Origin of the sequence: [Clostridium] aerotolerans DSM 5434, from assembly GCF_000687555.1 — a bacterium.
Taxonomy (GTDB): domain Bacteria; phylum Bacillota; class Clostridia; order Lachnospirales; family Lachnospiraceae; genus Lacrimispora; species Lacrimispora aerotolerans.
In genome coordinates, this window is sequence record NZ_JHWJ01000002.1 from 271835 (window position 1) to 291633 (window position 19799).

21 protein-coding genes are annotated in these 19799 nt (G+C 39.7%); 5 read left to right on the plus strand and 16 right to left on the minus strand.

Annotated elements, in window-relative coordinates:
- Window positions 1-22 precede the first annotated feature (22 nt).
- The 10 genes from T546_RS0104000 to T546_RS0104045 all read right to left on the minus strand — a co-directional run bounded on the left by T546_RS0104000 (window position 23) and on the right by T546_RS0104045 (window position 8488).
- A complete protein-coding gene (locus T546_RS0104000) occupies window positions 23-1345 on the minus strand; it encodes an ABC transporter substrate-binding protein (protein ID WP_026890513.1) in 1323 nt (440 codons plus the stop codon).
- Window positions 1346-1433: 88 nt separating this feature from the next.
- On the minus strand, window positions 1434-1817 hold the full coding sequence (locus tag T546_RS0104005; protein WP_026890514.1) for a cupin domain-containing protein: 384 nt from the start codon (window positions 1815-1817) through the stop codon (window positions 1434-1436).
- Between the two features lie 144 nt (window positions 1818-1961).
- Complete coding sequence (locus T546_RS0104010) at window positions 1962-2891, minus strand: AraC family transcriptional regulator (protein ID WP_026890515.1); 930 nt, start codon at window positions 2889-2891, stop codon at window positions 1962-1964.
- A 25-nt stretch (window positions 2892-2916) separates the two neighbouring features.
- Window positions 2917-3432 carry a DUF6622 family protein gene (locus tag T546_RS0104015; RefSeq protein WP_026890516.1) on the minus strand — a complete coding sequence of 172 codons (516 nt, stop codon included), beginning with the start codon at window positions 3430-3432 and terminating at the stop codon, window positions 2917-2919.
- A gap of 114 nt (window positions 3433-3546) precedes the next feature.
- Window positions 3547-3945, minus strand: coding sequence for a hypothetical protein (locus tag T546_RS0104020; RefSeq protein WP_034597759.1), 399 nt, complete (start codon window positions 3943-3945; stop codon window positions 3547-3549).
- On the minus strand, window positions 3945-4403 hold the full coding sequence (locus tag T546_RS0104025; RefSeq protein ID WP_026890518.1) for a LytTR family DNA-binding domain-containing protein: 459 nt from the start codon (window positions 4401-4403) through the stop codon (window positions 3945-3947). The genes T546_RS0104020 and T546_RS0104025 overlap by 1 nt, the downstream gene beginning before the upstream one ends.
- 109 nt (window positions 4404-4512) lie before the next feature.
- Complete coding sequence (locus T546_RS0104030) at window positions 4513-5025, minus strand: ferritin (protein WP_026890519.1); 513 nt, start codon at window positions 5023-5025, stop codon at window positions 4513-4515.
- A 163-nt stretch (window positions 5026-5188) separates the two neighbouring features.
- Window positions 5189-7351, minus strand: coding sequence for a protein translocase subunit SecDF (locus T546_RS0104035; protein ID WP_026890520.1), 2163 nt, complete (start codon window positions 7349-7351; stop codon window positions 5189-5191).
- Window positions 7352-7372: 21 nt separating this feature from the next.
- Entirely contained in the window at window positions 7373-7813 is a 441-nt protein-coding gene (locus tag T546_RS0104040) for a hypothetical protein (protein WP_026890521.1), read from the minus strand.
- 99 nt (window positions 7814-7912) lie between these two features.
- Window positions 7913-8488, minus strand: a complete 576-nt coding sequence (locus tag T546_RS0104045; RefSeq protein WP_026890522.1) for a MarR family winged helix-turn-helix transcriptional regulator — start codon at window positions 8486-8488, stop codon at window positions 7913-7915.
- 324 nt (window positions 8489-8812) lie between these two features.
- Between T546_RS0104045 and T546_RS0104050 the strand changes: the two genes are divergently transcribed.
- Both T546_RS0104050 and T546_RS0104055 read left to right on the plus strand, forming a co-directional pair.
- Window positions 8813-9346: an ECF transporter S component gene (locus T546_RS0104050; RefSeq protein ID WP_026890523.1), complete on the plus strand. Its 534-nt coding sequence runs from the start codon at window positions 8813-8815 to the stop codon at window positions 9344-9346.
- Window positions 9347-9435: 89 nt separating this feature from the next.
- A complete protein-coding gene (locus T546_RS0104055) occupies window positions 9436-10590 on the plus strand; it encodes an SLC13 family permease (RefSeq protein WP_242842183.1) in 1155 nt (384 codons plus the stop codon).
- 62 nt (window positions 10591-10652) lie between these two features.
- Here T546_RS0104055 and T546_RS0104060 read toward each other — a convergent pair whose 3' ends face one another.
- Together T546_RS0104060 and T546_RS0104065 are read right to left on the minus strand one after the other, a co-directional pair.
- A complete protein-coding gene (locus tag T546_RS0104060) occupies window positions 10653-11276 on the minus strand; it encodes an undecaprenyl diphosphate synthase family protein (protein ID WP_026890525.1) in 624 nt (207 codons plus the stop codon).
- A gap of 99 nt (window positions 11277-11375) precedes the next feature.
- Entirely contained in the window at window positions 11376-11516 is a 141-nt protein-coding gene (locus T546_RS0104065; RefSeq protein ID WP_026890526.1) for a cyclic lactone autoinducer peptide, read from the minus strand.
- Between the two features lie 773 nt (window positions 11517-12289).
- On the opposite strand from T546_RS0104065, the gene T546_RS0104075 reads away from it, so the two are divergent.
- The 3 genes from T546_RS0104075 to T546_RS0104085 are packed head-to-tail and all read left to right on the plus strand — an operon-like array spanning window position 12290 to window position 14916.
- The gene (locus T546_RS0104075) at window positions 12290-13027 is read left to right on the plus strand and encodes a LytR/AlgR family response regulator transcription factor (RefSeq protein ID WP_026890528.1); all 738 of its coding nucleotides are present in this window, start codon (window positions 12290-12292) and stop codon (window positions 13025-13027) included.
- On the plus strand, window positions 12996-14297 hold the full coding sequence (locus T546_RS25865; RefSeq protein ID WP_051629591.1) for a sensor histidine kinase: 1302 nt from the start codon (window positions 12996-12998) through the stop codon (window positions 14295-14297). Before T546_RS0104075 ends, T546_RS25865 begins: the two co-directional genes overlap by 32 nt.
- Window positions 14298-14346: 49 nt before the next feature.
- Window positions 14347-14916, plus strand: a complete 570-nt coding sequence (locus tag T546_RS0104085; protein ID WP_026890530.1) for an accessory gene regulator ArgB-like protein — start codon at window positions 14347-14349, stop codon at window positions 14914-14916.
- A 36-nt stretch (window positions 14917-14952) separates the two neighbouring features.
- Here the strand turns inward: T546_RS0104085 and T546_RS0104090 are convergent, their stop codons facing one another.
- The 4 genes from T546_RS0104090 to T546_RS0104105 form a co-directional block, all read right to left on the minus strand.
- Complete coding sequence (locus T546_RS0104090; RefSeq protein WP_024836961.1) at window positions 14953-15429, minus strand: phage holin family protein; 477 nt, start codon at window positions 15427-15429, stop codon at window positions 14953-14955.
- A gap of 42 nt (window positions 15430-15471) precedes the next feature.
- The gene (locus tag T546_RS0104095) at window positions 15472-16011 is read right to left on the minus strand and encodes a hypothetical protein (protein ID WP_026890531.1); all 540 of its coding nucleotides are present in this window, start codon (window positions 16009-16011) and stop codon (window positions 15472-15474) included.
- Between the two features lie 589 nt (window positions 16012-16600).
- Complete coding sequence (locus T546_RS0104100) at window positions 16601-17338, minus strand: hypothetical protein (protein ID WP_026890532.1); 738 nt, start codon at window positions 17336-17338, stop codon at window positions 16601-16603.
- A gap of 294 nt (window positions 17339-17632) precedes the next feature.
- Window positions 17633-19666: a glycoside hydrolase family 31 protein gene (locus T546_RS0104105; RefSeq protein WP_242842184.1), complete on the minus strand. Its 2034-nt coding sequence runs from the start codon at window positions 19664-19666 to the stop codon at window positions 17633-17635.
- Window positions 19667-19799: the final 133 nt, after the last annotated feature.

Consider the following 19799-nt stretch of genomic DNA (forward strand, 5'->3'; position numbering starts at 1 on the left):
AAATGCCACCTCCTAGCGTCTCTTACTTGCCCATTGCAAAATTAACCGTATCCTCTGCATTCTTGATCTCTGCATCGATGTCTCCGCCTGCTACTACCTTTGTAATGGCAGTTGCCACAGCATCACGTGCTTCGTAGTAGTAAACTCCCGTATTATTGGATGGCACCTTGGAAGCAAAATCAGTAATCATAGAGTAGACCGGAGCATCTCCGAAGAATTTCTGAGGCTCACCATAAACTTTACTCTCAGCTGCCGGAAGGTAGGTTGCCATGGCTCCGGACTTTGGAAGAATGGTTTCATAAAGCTCTGTACTTCCTGCAAAGGTCTTGCTTAAGAAATCATAGGCGAGATCCGGATTCTTGCTTGCAGACGTTACTGCCCAGCTGGATCCTCCGTTATTAGAATAATTAGTAGCGCCTTCCACCCCTTCTAATTTAGGCATATTGGTGATTGCCCAATTGCCGGACTGGTCTTCCGCGGTCTGAATGCTTGCCATGATCCAGCATCCGTTGATGGTTCCGCCTACCGTACTGTTTGTTAAGGTTCCTACATACTGATCCCAGTCATTGACTTCTATAAGAACACCGCTCTTTACTAAAGAAGCATAGGTTTCCATTACTTTTTTCAGTTTGTCATTGCCGACCATGCTTGGTTTTCCGTCTTTATCAAACAGACTTCCGCCAGCAGATTGAAGCATCATTACAATCAGGTCGGATTCTCCAGCCTGACAGGATAATAAAGGTTTGCCTGTCTTAGCAAGAATCTTTTCTCCCATTTCCTGATACTTGCTCCATGTGATATCTTTAAAATCATCTACCGTATATCCGGCTTCTTTTAAAACATCTGTCCGGTAGCAGGCAACAACAGCTCCATTGTCAAATGGGACACCGTAATTCTTTCCTTCTACCACCGAATAAGCCGTTTTTGCTTTTGGAAATTTGGAAAAGTCAATACCGCTGCTTGTCAAGTCTTTGAATGTATCCGGATAGCTGATTACATTTTTCTGGAAGGCATTATCCTGAAGAAGAATGATATCAGGAAGAGAATCCTCATTACCAGAGGTGGCGGCTGTGGTCAGCTTTGTCTGAACATCTGCCCATGGGGTTTCCACCACATTAAGCTTGAAATCCGGGTGATCCTTCTGGTAAACCTTGGCTGCCTCATTCATGGCATAGATGTTAAAGGCTGGATCCCAGCACCATACCGTCAGTTCATTGGAAGCCTTGGCTCCCTCCCCCTTTGTATCCCCGGTGGTACCAGTACTGCCACCTGCTCCGGTGCCGCAGGCGGTCAGGGATGCTGCCATAGCCCCTGCCAATAATAGAGATGCGATTTTTTTCTTCATAGCGAAACTCCTCCTTTAAATTAATATAATTTCAAAGATCGGATGAATCTCATCCAAGCATCTTTTTCAACCCACACCCTGAATACATTCAGGGGAAAATCACTTTATCATGCTTGATCACATTACGTTTGTCCTTCCCATCCGGTACCATACGAAATACCAGAAAGGCAGCCTCCTCATTGGTTCGGTTCTCAATGGTATGAACGGAATTACCCACACGGATGACCATCCCCTTAGATGCGGTCTCCCGGTAGATGCCTCCTTCATCCTTCCACCTGACGGTCAATTCTCCAGAGGTAACAACAAGTACCTCCTCGATTGCCCGATGCATATGCCATTCCTGTGCAGATTTCGGTGAAATCACATTCTCATGAATCTCAAATTCATCAAAGATAAAATAATTGACCCTTGTTCCATTTCCCTTTTCTACGTAAATGGAATCTTCCGGGCGGTATAGTTCTAGCTTGTCCAAATCATATTCCCCCATTCATTTCCAATCCAGTAAAAATAAGCTCATGTTGTCAACTTGTAAATATTAGCTATATTATACCAATATTTTCGCTTATAAAGCTTTTAGATTCAATTAAAAAAAGCGCAAATTCAATCATTTGCGCTTTTAATCCCAGCCTTTTTGTTCACTGATCTTACAGTACAGCAATCTGCTCTCATAATTTTCTGAAGATTTCTTCCACTGATAAGGGGAAATATTCATGACTTTTCTAAAATTCCTGTTAAAGGCGGAAATAGAAGCAAATCCAGATAGAGCCGATATCACTTCCATATTTTTTTCCGTTCTTTTTAACAGCTCACAAGCATTCTGGATACGGATTAAGTTGATATAATCCACTGGCTTCATATTCATTCCCTCCTCGAACACACGGCGGAAATGGCTTTCGCTGATGCTGCAGGCATCTGCCAGATCGCTGATTCTGATTTCCTCCATGTAGTGGCTTGAGACAAATTCCAGAGCACCGGCAATGAGGGTGGTGTTGGACCTGGATCTCATGATCTTCTCCTCATCATCGGAAAGCCTTAAAAATTCCACCACACAGGCACCAAGAAGTCCTCTTATGCTGTCCTTATAGTATGGCTTTTTACTTCGTGCCTCCTCCATGATTCCAAGTATCAGCTTCGCCAAAACCGGATTTTCCTTTTCGGTTAACAGATACCCGGTTTTCTTAATGCGCTTTAACATGGTTTTCTTCATCATAGAATCATATTGACTTAAGTCAGAGACCAACTTATCTAAGTCTACATACATCCATTCCCAAAATCCCTTTGTCCCATGATCGCTGTTCGTGGTATGGGGAAGCCGGGGAGGGACCACCATAAACGATCCCCCGGAAAATGGAATATGCTCCTGTCCCAGCACAACCTCCCCGCTTCCCCAGTGACAATATCCAATCTCTAATAAATTATGAAAATGGAGAAATTTAATCTGCTTTCCGTATTCTCTGATCCAATCCTCTCCCAAAAGAGCCAGTACGACTTCCCCCTCCGGAATTTCATAATACCGATACTCTACCTTCTCCCTTTGTTTTGCCAAATAGCTTCCCCCTTTTTACACTCAGCTAAACCTCTGCACCCCTGCTTTCCAAATAAGCTCTGCACCCCACGATGACCTGATAAATTCCCCCAATGAACATACCCACGGAAACACCGCAAACCACCGAATAAATGATATTAAACATTAAGTCTCCGTAAAAATCCGGCTGAATTGCTAAAACAACATTAAGAATGTACTTCATAAAAAAATTAATCAATATGATTGCCAGTGGAAGGTAGGAGCCTGTGCGGTAAAACACTCCTTCCTTTTTATATACCCTTCGAAAACGGCTATACAGGACATACCCAAGCATGCTTCCAAGACCTGCTGCTATCACATAACAGACCAGGGCAATGGAAAGATAATGAAAACTTGTAAAAAGCTTTTCCAGGCCCCATATCATAAAAATCAGGGGTACGATTATCATCCTTCCAAAAGAGACTTCTCCATCCCTGGAAGAATTTATGCCCCTTACAATGAGAAAAGCCAAAATAAACCATACCATAGCGGGAGTCCTTTTTATTACTTCAATCAAAAACATATCAATTCCTTCTTTCTTTTATTGGTACCCCTACCATAGTATCAATCGAAGAATTAGGCAATATGCTTTGACGTAAGCGGTCAAAATCCCCTCCTAAGCGGTACTTATTTTACCTTATCTGCTGTCCCTCTTTTTTTTCAGCAGCTCATTCATCTTTTTTACTTCCATCTTTTCAAGCTGATAGTTGAACAGACGTAAGACAAGATAAATCATTATTACCATGACCGGACTTGCAAAAATAGAAGCCATTGACATGCCCCAGTGAAACAGAAAATTACCGGTTATGACAAACAGCCATACGATAAAGAGATATAAAAGCTGTCTCCATATGGAAAATTCGAAGATGATCCCTCTGAAAAATATATGCTTTAACATGGCAGCCAGGATAGAACAAGCCAGATATTCATAGAGAATGGTTCTGTTTAACTCGTTGCCAAGTAAAAGCTGCATCAGGACAATTACGGTAAATACCATAGAAGTAAGCTGAAATATCTTTTTGATTTTGCTCTGCATTATTCTTTATCCCCCATTCCCAGTTTTCTTTTTAATCCAGGCACATACCGTCTTGATATGATCACCTTTTCCTGATTTACTAAAAGGGCCTCCAGGTTTCCACTTAATTTGGGATAAAAAGAATAGATCTTATCAAAATTCAGCAGCATGGACTTGCTGATACGGATAAAGGAGCACTCTGAAAGCTGTTCTTCCAAAACGTAGAGCTTTTCCGATATCTCCAAGGTCTCTTTTTCCGTGTATACAAAAACCTTTCGGTCAATGGACTCCAGGTAAAGGACATCACCTGCAAGAATCTTAAAGAATTTTTCCTCTTTTTTACAAAGAAGATAGCCGGCTTCCTTTTCCCCTGGATTAAGAATATCAATGGCCTGGGTCACATGCTTTTTCATACCATGTATCCGGAAAACCACTTCCTCTTCTTCCTCCTGGGGTATGAGGTTAATGTGTATTTTCATAAGAAATACTCCTGATTCAAATAAGAAAAAGCCATCCCTGCCATGAATGAAACTACCTGGCATCATGACAGAGACCGCTTTTTATATAAGTACTATAATGTTAAGTTATTTAAAGAACAAGTGACGGTGCTGTATAGACTCTTGTGGCCAGTTCAGAATCGATTAAATAGAGTCCTTTGGCATCATTACCAAATAAATCGTATCTCTTTATAATCTCATCCGTGTTTTTCTCTTCCTCATTCTGCTCCTTTACGAACCAGTCAAGGAACTGCATGGTACGGAAGTCTTTCAGATCATAAGCTGCTGCATAAATATCATGAATGGCAGCCGTTACCTTTAATTCGTGTTCATAGGCATTCACGGTTGGCTGGCGGAAATCCTCATACGTATAATGAGGAGCCTTGATGTCATCCAGTACTACCTTTTCACCGTTGTTTAACAGATAATCCATAAAGAGTAACGCATGATCCCGCTCCTCCTGGGTCTGAATCTTGAACCAGTTTGCAAATCCGTTTAAATTACTGTCTGCATAATAGTTTGAAATATCCAAATACAGATAAGCAGAATAAAATTCAAAATTAATCTGTTTATTGATTTTTTCTACGATAATTTTATCTAACATGATTTCATCCTCCTTTTAATAATTAGTTACGTGTGTTACTATATTCTAACATTTTTGATAAAAATATTCAATCTGCCAATCATTAAATTTTTCAAAACAAATAAACGAGGAATAAAATAAAACCGGAACACCATGTATATCATGATATTCCGGCCTGATGATTTTATTTTTCTTTTTTCTTCTCCCACATTGCCCATAAGGTACCGGCAACACAGATAGAGGAATAGCATCCGGTGATAACACCAAATAACATTGGCAGAGAGAATTCAATGATGGACTCAATCTGGAAGTACATGGAAGCAACCATGATGACCACAACACAGATGGCGGTTGCCATGGATGTATTAATGGATCTGCCAAGAGTCTGGCTTGTACTTATGTTAACAAGATCCACGACTGACATCTTGCTGTCATTCTTTTTGTTCTCACGGATTCTATCGTAAATAACAATGGTATCATTAATAGAATAGCCGATAATCGTCAGTACCACCGCCACAAAGGCATCGTTTAACGGTATTCCAAATAGTACAAAGGCAAAGAACACGACCATCGTATCGTGGAACAGGGCGATCATAGCAGTGATTCCCGCGGGCAGACCTGAAATAGCAGAGAATCTGACCCATACATAAACGATAATGAAGAGAAGTGCAAGTCCAATGGCAAGTGCTGCATTCCTAAGTGCCTTGGCACCGATGTAAGGCTCAACCACGTAGGTCTCAGAAAGCTTTGCATCCACCTTATCTGAAGTAGTGTTGATGGCTTCTGTAATGGCCTTCTGCTCATCCGGAGACATACCTGCATTTCCTGCAAAGGTAACAGAAAGTCTCTTAAGTCCGGTCATGTTGTCCTCTTTAATCTGGACAGTTACCGGTCTGTTGGTCTCCTTCTCTACAGCAGCCTGAATCTTTTCTGTATCTGCTTCATTGGATACGGAGTAGCTTAAAACAGCACCTCCGGTAAACTGGGTATCAAGAGCAACCCCCTTTGTAAAGCAGCCTACAATACCTGCAATGGTAATAACGCCTGAAATAATGGCAAATAAATACTTCTTCTGGTAGAACGGTATGGTCTTAATATCCTTTCTCACACGGAAGTGTTTCATATCATTAAACTTCTTGTTCTCGATGAAGGATAATAAAAGATGCTTGGAAACCCAGATACCTACAAAAAGGTTAACGATCATACCGATCATAAGGGTATAACCAAAGCTTAACATGGTACCTGAACCTAATGCCATAAGGATGGCAGCAATAATAGCAGCTGTTACATTACCATCAAATACGGATGAGAATGCATTCTTATATCCATAAGTAACTGCACCTTTGATGGAGGCACCCTTTTTCAGCTCATCAGAGATACGCTCTGATGTAATAATATTGGTATCCACCGTCATACCAAGAGTCAGGATGATACCTGCAATACCTGGAAGGGTCAGTGTATACTGAGGAATGGAGATTGCAAGCATCTGAATGATCATCTGCATGAATAAGGTAATGCAGGCGGTAATACCTGGAAGCTTGTAGAACCCGATCATAAATACACAGATGATGAAGAATGCTGCAATTCCTGCATAGATCATAATATTTAAAGCATTGTTACCAAGAGCAGGGCTGATGGTAGAGAAATTAGAGGTTGCAAGGGAAAATGGAAGCGCACCTGCGTTGATCTTCTCAGCAAGGCTTTTTGCTTCGTTATAATCCTGCATACCTGTAATCACAGCCTGTCCGCCGGAAATCTTTGTCTGTACGGTCGGGCTTGAAATAAGGTCGTTATCCATATAAATGCTCATGCGTTTGCCAATTAAGTTACCAGTGGCATCTTCAAAGAGCTTTGCACCTTCCTGATCAAAGCTAAGTGCTACTTCATATGCCTTGATTCCGTTGTTGGTGGTGGTTTCTGGTGCTGCTGTTTTAACATTCTTACCCTGAATCAGAACTTTGCCGTCTGGATCCCGGAAGGTAAGCTCAGCCATCTCACCAAGCTCTGCAATGGCATCCTCTGGATTAAAGTTTGTCTCACCGGACTTCCAGGGGAACTGAACGATGATATAACCGGCATTTTTATCGACCGTTACTTCACGGTCTGAAATATTCTGGTTATCCATACGGGTTTCAATAATCTCTCGCGCTGTCTGGAGCTCTGCTTCCGTTGGCTTTCTGTTTAAATCCTGAGGCTCAAAGATCGCCTCCACACCGCCTCGGATATCTATGCCGTAACGCATATCTAAGATACCCTTCACATCGCTTCCAAGACCAAACACTGCGAGAGCGCAGAGGGCTGCCAAGGCAACCAAGATCCCAGTAAGCATTTTCTTTCCTGGTTTCATATCGTATCCTCTTTTCTACTTTTAATTTTGACATAATGGATGAACGAACCATAAGCTTCCTTTTTCTCCATCTGAATCGTGGATAAACCGTATCAGAAACATTTTCCCTATATAGCCGTCCTGCAATAAAACCGTGATTACGGCCCACAGGATCAGAGGAATAAAAAGAAGTTCGGTTCGCAAGATTAAGTACTTCATTGGCATCACTCCAAAGGAAGCTCTGCCAATGGAGGAGTTCATCATCTCTCCACTTGCTTCTTCGTCAAAACCGATATACTCTATGATGCCCTTGACGCCCTTATGGCTGGCCCCCTTCTCAGACACCGTCTTTTTCACAGGATAGGGCAGCTTTCGGCCAATGTCGATATTAAAAATATTAAATTCAGACGACAGCAGCGCAAAACAGAATAAATATGCCATGATTCTGCGGATAACACTGCTGCTTGCGGCCTGATTTCTCATAGGTCCCCCTCCTGCAACATTTACACAAATTACTTACTTTTCAGAATATAAACAACAAAAAGCATTGTACTACAAATAATCTGGAAACACAACCTTTGCTTATTCCATAGACCCCATTAACTTCCTAAGAATTTTTTCCAGATTTTCCTTTTCTTCTTCTCCTAAAACAGAAAACAGACCATCGCTTCCATTCTCCATTCCGGTCAGCTGTAAACTCGCTGCTTCCCTGCCTTTTTCCGTCAGAAAAATCTTTTTGCTCTTCTCATCAGAACCCTGAATGGATATTTCTTTTTTATTAGAAAGTTTTTCCAAGACCTTTTTTAATTCTTCCTTTAACAGACCTGAAGATTCCTTTAATTCCTTTGGAGAGATGCCGTTGTTTTCTGCCAGTATATTTAATATGTAGCCTTTTAACTTCTTTCCCTTATTCTTTCCATCTGCCTTTTTCATAAGACATTCATTTGCTTTCTCATAAAGAACAAATAATTTAAGATCAGACTGAAGCTTCTTTAATTCTTCCTTATCAATATCTTTTACAGCATTCACTTTCATGCTGTCCTTTTTTCCTGTTATGGATTTTGCAAGAGATTTTCCTTTTCCGCAATGAGGGTCTTTTAACGAACAATGCCGTTTGCAATAAGGGCAGTGATCCTCTTCTGTCCATTCTTTTTTCATGGGAACACCTCCGTATTTCTCTCGAAATATAAGTCTTTAGTAATGAATTCACTTAAATCTATAACTTTTTTTCAATAGATACCATTCCACATAGCTTAAATTCTTAACCTTGAAAGGCTTTAAATGCCAATTCTGGTCTAATTTCTATTATATTTATATGGAGGAAGAATATCAAGCAAATATTCTCATTTACAATAAGAATAAATCCAATCCTTAAAAACTGGTATGTATGATTTTATTCAAATTGGCTATTTGAATAATACCAATGATTCATTATGATAGACTTAAATTATTTCTAAGAGCACGACTAAAGGAGGGAACATCATGAAATCCATGGGAACTAAGAAAATCGTATACGGCGCCTTAATGGCTTCACTGATTACCGTAGCAACTATGGTAATTCATATTCCATCGGCCTTTAACGGCTATATTCATCTGGGAGACGGCCTGGTTTTAATCAGCGGCATTCTGTTAGGACCAATGACAGGAGGCATTTCTGCCGGAATTGGCTCCATGATGGCAGATCTTTTATCAGGCTATGCTTTCTACGCACCTGCCACCTTGATCATAAAGGCATTGGCTTCCTTTCTTTCCGGATATCTTTATCAGAAGCTTATGAAAAGAAGCGGCACCTTCACGTTCCGGCTCGTTCCCTTTTTAAGTTCCGGACTCATATGCAGCAGCATTGTCACGGGAGGTTACTTCTTATTTGAATGTGTGGTCTATGGCAAATCTGCTGCCCTATTAAATATTCCTCTTAACCTTGTCCAGAACAGTTTCAGCCTGATCATAGCCGGTACTCTGCTTCCATTTCTTCTTCGCAGAAATGAGTTAAGGAATGACCTGCAGTCCATATAAATAGCTTGACATGGACTATGAAAGTGCATATAATGCAAATGATTTCAAAAAGATCAGACTAAAATTATACTCATAAAGGACATTAATATATGATACAGCAAGAAATGCCCATGGATAAACATCCAGGGAATTATCTGGTACAGACCTGGATTAAGATAAAACAATATGTAACCAGTAACGTGATTTTCTCCGTTTCCCTCTTTGCAGCAATCATTTCTTCCTTTTTTCAATTACCAAGGTGGGAATATATTGATTTTAAAGTTATCATCTGCCTGTTTGAATTAATGATTGTGGTAGACGCATTCGATCAGTTTCATTTTCTACAGTATATCGCCACCAAGGTGTGTAAAAGCTGTAAAACAGAGCGCGCCCTTACCATGGCACTTTGTCTCACCTCTTTTCTCGTTTCCATGCTCTTGACCAATGACGTTACCTTGCTTGCCATTGTACCGATTTTAATTATTATCTCTAAAAAAAGCAGTTATGACATTGTGATTCCCTGTGTGCTGGTTACCATAGCCGCCAATTTAGGAAGCAGCATGACCCCCTTTGGAAATCCACAGAATCTGTTTTTATTCTCCTTTTATAAGATGAGTACGGAAACGTTTCTTCGATTCTCTCTGCCACTTTGTCTTCTTAGCCTGGTGCTCCTTGTTTTACTCGGTTTTATTGTTAAGTCAAGGAAGATAGAGTTTGAAATGGAGGACGTACGGATTCGGGATAAAAAAGGAATGGGGTTTTATACCCTTTTACTGATTCTTGTTATTTTAAGTGTGTTTAACTTGATTCCCTATCTGGCCGTTTTTCCCATTGTGATTTTATCCACCTTAATCACAAACAAAAAGCTGTTAAAACAGGCTAATTATCAACTGATATTTACTTTTGTTTTTATTTTTGTAGCAGTTGGGAATGTATCACATATTCCACAATTAAATCAATATCTCTCCGACCTGGTTCATACGCCCAAAGCAACTTATATCTACTCTCTTTTGCTGAGCCAGATCATAAGCAATGTTCCGGCAACCATTGCAATTGCTCCCTTTAGCTCCCATGCCCAGGCTCTTTATTACGGAGTGAACATCGGAGGGCTTGGAACACCGGTGGCTTCCCTTGCCAGCATTATCGCCTACTCTCTTTACAGCAGCCAGTACGGCGAGAACAAAGCAAAGTTTTTAATTCATTTCACGATTCTTAATTTCAGCTGCCTTGCGGTTCTTGGAATCGTGGGCTTCCTGATGATATAAGTAAAAAAAGCAGCGGATTTAAGAATAAAACCGCTGCTTTTTTCTATGGAAACGAATACTCATTACCCCCCTAGGGTCACATCCTGTCTGGAATACCATTCTATAGCATCATAAATATGCTGAGGTCTAAAATCAGGCCAGTAATCATCTACAATGTACATGTCTGAATAGACCGATTGAACGGGTAAAAAACCAGACAACCTTCTCCGTCCGCCCCAACGGATCACCAAATCAATTCTTGAGACATCAGATGTCTTTAACTGAGGTCCTATGGCTCCGTCCTGAAGCCCTAAATCCCATTCCCAGCTATAGTTTATGAGAAAATTAATCTTCATGCCACCCCCGCCAAATCTGGATCTGGTGGTGTAGGGCTTTAATCTCTCAGGAAACATGGCTGATGATGTTTTTCCCAGTACCAGAAGTTCTGCGTCTTCTTTTGATAATCTCTCTACCGCTTTGATACATGCCTCTGAGAATGCCTCCCGCTGTGTGGTGGGACGCTTGGTGTTATCCGCAGTAAAGCCGTAAAAGGTCATTTCTTCAATTCCCATATCTTTACAGATATAATAAAGGTCCATTCCCGGAGAAATTCCACTATCATATCCGTCTTCTTTTTTCATTCCCTGTTCCAGCGCCCAACGCCGGTTTCCATCAGGTATGATTCCAATGTGTTTTGGAATTCTCATTTGCTTCCTCCTTTTTCCATTTGGAAATATACAAAGAGTATAGCCATTTTTTATCATTCCATAATGGCAGTGAGCAAATGAGTAAAAATTCTCAGCAGACTATTTTTTAAACTGCTTTAGCTCTGCCGGCATCTTAGGCTGATGGTATATGTACATGCATCTGCTTTCTGCTGCCAGCTCTAAAGACTTTCTTGCCAGCTTCTCCATGAGTTTTGCTGTATTGTTTGTATTACTTTTCATAGTAACTACCTCCATCATTTTTCTATAAGATGGGTCCATTATAGTATCCTTGCACAAAAAATATATCACATCGTAATAATAACGGTACTGCATGTAATTTTTTCCACCTATTACTTCAAAGGGAGAATTAACCTCTTTTTTTGATTTCATTCCGGTCTTTTGCAAAGATTATTAGCAGCAAAAGGGTCAGACAAAGCAATATATTGATTAGATTAAACAGGGAAATCAGATTTTCCAGCAGAAATTCATTACTATATTGGAATCTAATTCCACTCCATTCTAAATAATTGGTAATAATGATCGTAATAACAAAATTTATATTGTAAATTTTTCTATCTGACTTTATTAAAAAATCTTTATCAAAGATGGTAAAGAACAAATACGTGATTAAAATAAGCATCCCCACCGCAAGTAATAAAAGCAAATATAAATTCAAATAGCATCACCTCGATTCCGTCTGTAATAATATGTCAGATTGTGCTTCCGCTTTGCAGAGCAATACGAAAATATAACATTTCTCTTACAAAATACTTAACTTGTTGAAATTACGAGGTTATTTGTAATTTTTCCTTATTCCATTTCTCTCATTTTTTATTCATACTATAGCTAATACTTCTATACAAAATAAAACAATTATATAGTATAATATATGTTGTTTGTTACCATATTTTTCGGGAAACACCCGGAAAAGCATGCCGATTACAAAGCACACCCCCTTGATGCTTGGCAAGTAATGGAAACTATTGTAAAAACTAAATTAAGGAAGTGAGAATATGTTACGAGTCGCAATTTGTGATGATGATTTTCTGTTCACAGGTATGTTAGAAAAAACATTAAGAGCTGAAGCTGAAGCTAATGGAATTGAAATAGAAATCGATGTATTTTTTGATGGTGTTATGCTTGAAAAATATATCCGCCAGGGAAACATATTTGACCTCATATATCTGGATATTGAAATGTCCCAGCAAAACGGTATTGAAGCTGCCCGCCATATCAGGGAGACCGATAAATCGGTATTATTAATTTATATCTCCGGGTATGAGCAGTACTTAAAAGAGTTATTTGAAGTAGAGCCCTTCCGTTTCCTGTCAAAGCCTTTGGATCATTCTAAATTCTCCCAGTATTTTCATGAAGCTTACCAGAGGATCAGCGAAAATAACGTTTATTATCAGTTTAACTTTAATAAAGAGATCAAAAAGGTTGCTCTAAAGGATGTCATTTATTTTGAAAGCCGGAACCGGATCATACATATTTATCTTAATAATGGGGAAGAGGAGTTTTTCTACGGTAAGTTAAATGACGTAGAAAAGGAACTAAAGGAAATCAACCAGCGCTACTTAAGAATCCATCAGTCTTATCTGGTAAATTATGATTACGTAAGAAAGATGAATTTCTCCAATCTGGTCATTGAAAATAACGGCGAGCAGATTACGCTTCAGATCAGCGAGGACAGGCAGAAAAAGATAAGGATGCAGTTATGTGATCTGGCAAGCAGAAAGGCAGGTGTCTGATCCTGTGAATATGCTTTCTACTGCCATAGTCAGCCCGTTTCTTGCACTTTTTTATATCCTGGTCATAAGAAAATGTATCCATGCTTTTTTTCTTCCTACTCCCTTAAAACTGCCTAATTACCTGGTCTGGATCGCCTATTTTCTTTTTCAGGTATACGTTGGCATGGGAGAACCGCTTTCACCGGTCATTACATTACTGTTAAACATGTTTTTTGTATTTTTAGTCACCAGCTGCGCTCATTCGGAAAGCTTAAGAAAGTGTTCCATCTTTTCATTTCTCATCTGTGCGATCTGGATGCTGGTGGAGATCATTGTTCACATGATCTTATATATGCTGAATTTTGATGATAACGCAGGACTTTCAGGAAACATTATTTCCAAGATATTAATGCTTGTTTTTGCAATCATCACAGGCAATTGCCTTCAGCAGAGAAGTATCACCGATATCTCCTTTCGGTATATGGCCATCCTTTTTATTGTGCCGGCAGGAAGCATTTACATCATGCATAACATCTTTGTAATCAGCAATCAATCCAGTGACGAATTGTTATTTTCTTTTATTTCAGGCATCTTACTTTTATTTATTAATTACGTGATCTTTGAAGTATTTGAGTCCCTGGCACAGAATACGGATTACCAGAAAAAGACCCTGCTTTATGAGCAGCAGTTGGACCTTTGCAATCAACAGGCAAAGGAAAGGGAAGTTCAGGATGCTGAGTTAAGAATGCTTCGTCACGATATCAAACAGCATCTCGTCTGCCTCTTAGGGATGGTAAATGCAAATAAAAACGAAGAAGCTGTCCATTACTTATCAGCCCTGCTGGAAAACGGAACCTCCAGGAAAATCAATGAAATCTCACGAAGCGGAAACATCGTGGTGGATTCTCTGGTGAATTATAAGTGCTCTGTGGCACAAAAGGAGCACATTGAATTTAACGCCAACATTTTTATACCTCCTGTTCTCCCATTCCAGAATGGAAACCTTACGATTATTCTTGGAAACCTTCTGGAAAATGCCCTGGACGCTTGCCGTCATATCCAAAACGGAAAACGAATGATTGGAATTCAAATGACTTATCAAAAGGAAATTCTCTCCATTGTGGTATGGAATGCCTTAGAAGATTCCTCAAAAGATACCCCATCAAAGCATGGTATGGGTATGCTTTCCATTGAACAGGCCGTTGCCACTTATAATGGAGAAGTGATAACAGAGACAGAAGGTAACATTTTTAAAGCCGCCGTCATCCTTTACGAGGGCGGTGGAGCATGACAAAAGAGTTCAAATCTTTTTTCCTACAATTGAAGCAGGAGGTTGACTGATGGAACGGTTATCCGTTGTATTTACAAATTACATTATGAAAAAAGGAGTCATTTCTAAGGAGAACTACGATATTTACCTTTACGGCTTTCAAAGCTTCTTAGAGCTGTTTCTCAATATTATTTGCAGCGTTTTCATCGCAGTTGCTCTGCATATGGAAATTGAATGTCTCCTGTTTTTCTTATTTTTTATTCCTCTCCGCTCCTTTAACGGAGGACTTCATCTGGAATCCTATTATTCCTGCCTGGTCTTCTCCTGCATGACCATGACGGCGATTTTATTCCTTGTAAAGTATATCCATTTAAGCGCACCTGTTTCTTTTATCCTATTTCTTGTTTTACTGACAGCTATTAAACTTACCGGGTCCTATAACCATCCAAACCGGCCGGTGGATGAGGAGGAGAATAAAGAATTTGAACGAAAAACAAATCTTACCTTCTTACTCAGTATCCTGGCAGCCTTGGGGTTTCTGGTGCTTCAATGGGATCGGTACCTTTTACTCCTGGCATTAACCTATCTTCTTGTCTTTATCACATTGGTGATTTCTAAATTCAACATGAAAACGAAATAATCAGGAAAAGGGAAGGGAATCCTTGTAACCGGAATGTTACAATTTCTTTCCCTTTTTTTCTATGGTGCCTTGCATTTCGGTTAATACCTTTTTTAAAAAGTCCGGAAGATTCGCCCCCATCCGCCCTGCATTTTCTAAAATAGAAATGAGTTCATTCATGATCAGCCAGATGGAAACCAGCAGGCCAAATATGGTTTTATGTTCAAATTTAATCCCTAATTCTGATGTAAATTTATAGATAATGTAATCGGTACAGATTGCCACAAATATGATGAATATGTAGCTTGCCTTTTTGTATATGCCTAACAGGCTTTTTTTACTGTTCCAACCATATTGCCTGTTATTGGGATGATCAAGAGCCTCCTTTTTTGACGCCAGCATCCCGGAAAGATAATCAATGATCATCAACAAGGTTAATAAAAATACAGTTGGTATTAACAAATCAAATTGATCCATGACCCACGCACCTATTGCCCCCATCGTGCCTTTTTCTACAAATATTTTTTTATCCATGCTTAATCTCCTTCCCAATTGATTTGTTATGTAATATGGTTCCTACTTAAAATATTTCTCTTTTAACAGGCTATAAAAATTTTTTCTGACCCGGTGAACGTATTGACGGGATACCAGATTCTTTTCTCCAATGACAGCATCGGACTCGTCCAAAAAAATTATGTCGCATAGAATATGGTACTGCTTCCCCTCCTGCTTTCCCATCAATCCTTTTAGGTCCTCCAGAAAGACACAATCTTCAAATTCTGATTGATCCATATCCATGTTTGTAAAGAAATCATCCTCCATTACCATCTCGCTGTCGAAATGCAGCTTACTCTTTTTGTACAATTCCAAAAATCTGTTCTTCAATGCTCTGCTTAGAAAGTAAATGCATTGCCCCTCTTCCTGATAATACCCCATGGAATTAACTGCCTCCAAAAGACAAAGTACGAATTCTGAATGCATGTCCTCTTTTTCGTCCTTATATAAAAGACGAACATATTTGCTTATAAGCGGTTCCATTTTATCTGCAATCAGTAAGAATTTCTCTTTGTTCCCATCTTTATATTCCTTTATTAGTTTTTGTACACTATCTCCCATTTTCTTCCCTCCTAAAAGGTAAAAAGAAAAAAAGGGTAAAATTGTAAACTACATTTTTTACAGATAAAATATTTTTTTGTTCTTAATAATTGATTTTAGTTAAAAAACTATCACTTTTATAAAACACGTTAAAAACACTGAACAAGAGGAAGAAAAATCTTCTTATTCAGTGTTTCACAAGTTATTGACCGGTATTATACGTAAATCAGAATACAATAAATAAATTTTTAACAAAGTGTTCAAAATTCTATTATTATCTAATAACAGTCTATATTTAACTGTTCATATATACAGCTATACCGTGTTGTAACCTGTAAACTTGCTTGTAAAATGGTGATATTAAGAGATTACAAGGGTATGGTACTAATAATTGGGAATGTATTTAGGAATGCAAAAGTAAGAAGTGAAAAAGAAAAAATGGACCGCCAAATGGCAGCCCATCACCTATAACATCACTTATAAACAGACAGTTTTTAATAAGCCTTGTAATTGGCTGCTTGAACAGCAGCTGATAGAAAGACTCAGTTCTTACAGCAAAAACTGCGCTCATTATTTGTAATTATTTATATTTTTATGTCTAACTTTGATATTATAATAACAATTTTGACAGATCAATTTTACTCAGCGGTATGTTTGGTTCCCCTTCCTTGATTCGTATCGTGATATCCTCATAATTCGAATCCAACATGACCAAGGGAACTTTTTCTTTTTCTGCCAGATCAGATATGTTAAAAATCTTTCCAAACTCTCTGTACGTGGTATCCTCTTCATTGACGGCTGCTGTGGTAGGATTATAATCATCGTAGAAGCCTGTCACATATTTGCCGTCCTTATAGGTCAAGCATACATACCCGGACCCACTGGTTCCATTGCTGACCAGAAAGAGGCTGTTTCTTCTATAATATATATTATTAATGGAGTACCAGCCTTCCGGCTCATATAAATCAATTACCTTTTCAGCCTTGTTATTTTGATACGTAAATATACTGATGGAGACGGAATCACCTAATATTAATTCCGGTATGCTGTCATTATTAAAATCGTGAAGGCTTACGTAGGCCCAACGGTCAGTACCATTTCCTTCCCTTAGACCGTATGGATCGACTAAATATTCTTTTGCATAAGTTATGATGTCTTTATACGATGTTTGCCAGCCATTATCAATGGAAGATTTCTCCGGTATTTTATCATCGGATGCCATTGTTTCTTCCTTTGCTTCTTTTTGCATATGACTTTGACTTTCAAGCTTCACATTATTACTTTGAAGCTTGGTGGTCCGACAGCCTGTTATCCCCGATATTGTAAAAAATGATATTGCAAGTAACATGAATCTCCTTCTCAATTCTCAGTCCCCCATATCTATTATTGTTGCGTTCTAACCTTATAGAATCCGTTTTAAAATATTAAAGTACGAACTAACTTAATATTATAGCAAAAATCCTACCTGATATTTATTTCGTGTAATTAAATCGTATTACATTGTAATTATTTAGTTGTAATTATTTCATTGTATTTATTACATTAAAGATCGGACTAAAACAGTACCTTGATCCATGGGAATGCACTTTGGGTAATAGAGAAAAGAGGGGCTGCAAGTTACGCCCCTCTTTTCGCAAATATCTTAATTCATTTTTTGAAACACCGGAATTGCCTCCAGGGGAGCCTGACAGTTAATGGTCTGACCACCAGAGTATTCTAAATGATCAATTAGATTCTTCCAGGTTCCGGCTGGCAAATATACATTTCTCTCAAATTTACCTGGATATAAAATTGGGGCGACCAGATACTCCGCACCGAACATATACTGATCAGTTAATTCCCAACATTTTTCGTCCTCTGGAAATTCATAGAACATGGTACGCATGAGAGGGGCACCCTTCTCACTCGCTTCCATCATAAGCTTTTCTATGTATGGCTTTAAGGACAGTCTTATGTCTAATTGCTTTTTCATAATGGTAAATGCCAACTCCCCATAGCTCCACAGTTCGTTTGGCTGGCCAGTAAACAGGCTTCCCCCACCGTATTCTTTAGGAGAAAGTGGCGGAATGTTATGAGGGCCACGGTCACCGTGCATCCTTAGAATCGGGCAATAGACTGCAAATTCAAACCAGCGCACTAGCAGTTCTTTAAAGGCCGGATCATCAACATCGTCTGTCATGAAACCACCGATATCCGTAGTCCACCAGGGAATGCCAGCCAGGCCGATATTTAAGCCGCCGTATAATTGGTCACGGAGTGACTCGAAGGTACTGGGTACGTCGCCGGACCAAACCAGGGTGGAATATTTCTGACTTCCTGCCCAGGCGCTGCGTACCAGGTGAAGCATCTCCTTTTCCCGACCAAGCTTTGTTATTCCATCGCAAAATGCCTTCGCATACATCTGGGGGTAGATATTGTTCACTTCAAGGGCACACCCCAAAGCGTACCGGTAATTATCAAAATCATATACTGCATAATCAGGTTCTGCATTGTCAAGCCAGAACATATCGATCCCATAGTCATAATAATTCTTTTGGCATTTCTCCCATATAAATTCTCTTGCTTCCGGGTTCGTAACATCTATGGTCAGGCAGTCCCCCTGAAAATCATAGGTCTGAATACTGCCTCGCTCCGTACGGATAAGAAGTCCTCGTTCAAACATTTCAATGAAATTTTCACTTTTTCGATCCACAGTCGGCCATACGGATACTACTACTTTGACCCCCATAGAATGAAGCTCATCACACATTGCCTTAGGATCCGGCCAGTATTCCACATCAAATTTCCAGTCCCCCTGCCTGGTCCAATGGAAAAAGTCGATCACAATCACATCAAGGGGAATCCCAAGTTCTTGATACTTTCTCGCCACGGTCAATACTTCCTCTTGGGTGCGATATCGTAATTTGCACTGCCAAAGGCCTAACAGGCCCTGAGGTAAGGCTGGTGCATGGCCTGTCACAGCCGTGTAATGTTCTACGATCTGAGCTGGAGTATCTCCCACCGTAATCCAATAGTCCATCTCTTTCGTAGCCTCTGCCCGCCATTCGGTATAATTCTTACCAAAGGAAACCTTACCAATAGCCGGATTATTCCAAAGAAATCCATATCCGAGGCTTGAGACTGCAAATGGGATTGATACCTGGGAATTTCTCTGTGCCAGTTCCAGGATACAGCCCTTTAAATCTAAATAGGCATGCTGATATTGCCCCATGCCAAAAAGCTTCTCCCCATCGTTGCTATCGAAACGGACGGTAAGTCCATAATCCCCTCCCATAATTGGCTTATAATCTCTTCCCACAATCTTTAAGCAGCAGCTTTCCCCACATTCTGTCCCAAAATAATTCCGATAATATTCCCGAAGAATAAGCTTCCCATCCCGAAAAAATGAAAGTACTCCAGCAGCATTTACCTTTGCAAGAATCCTTCCATTTCGAATCGTTGCGGACTCATTGCCATCAATTGTAATTTCAGCAGAGCTCTCCTCTTCCGGTACATCTTCACTAAGAGCCCAATTGCGTCCGGTAAAGTTCACGTACTGGGTAGCCCTCACCCGAAGAGAATCCTGTCCCCAGGCCTCAATGCAGAGTTGTTCCGTTTGATGACGGATTACCAGAGTCTTGTTTCCATTGGAATAAATCATAGTTCCTCCTTTTACATGGCTGTGTACACGTTTCATTTGACTTCCACCAGGTTCCGCAAATGCAGGGTTTGAACATATTGGACCAGAAATGGAATGTTCATTGCAATACATAGAAAAGAGGGTGCTGCAAAATGAGAAACATCAACAAGATACCATAATTGGCTGCCTT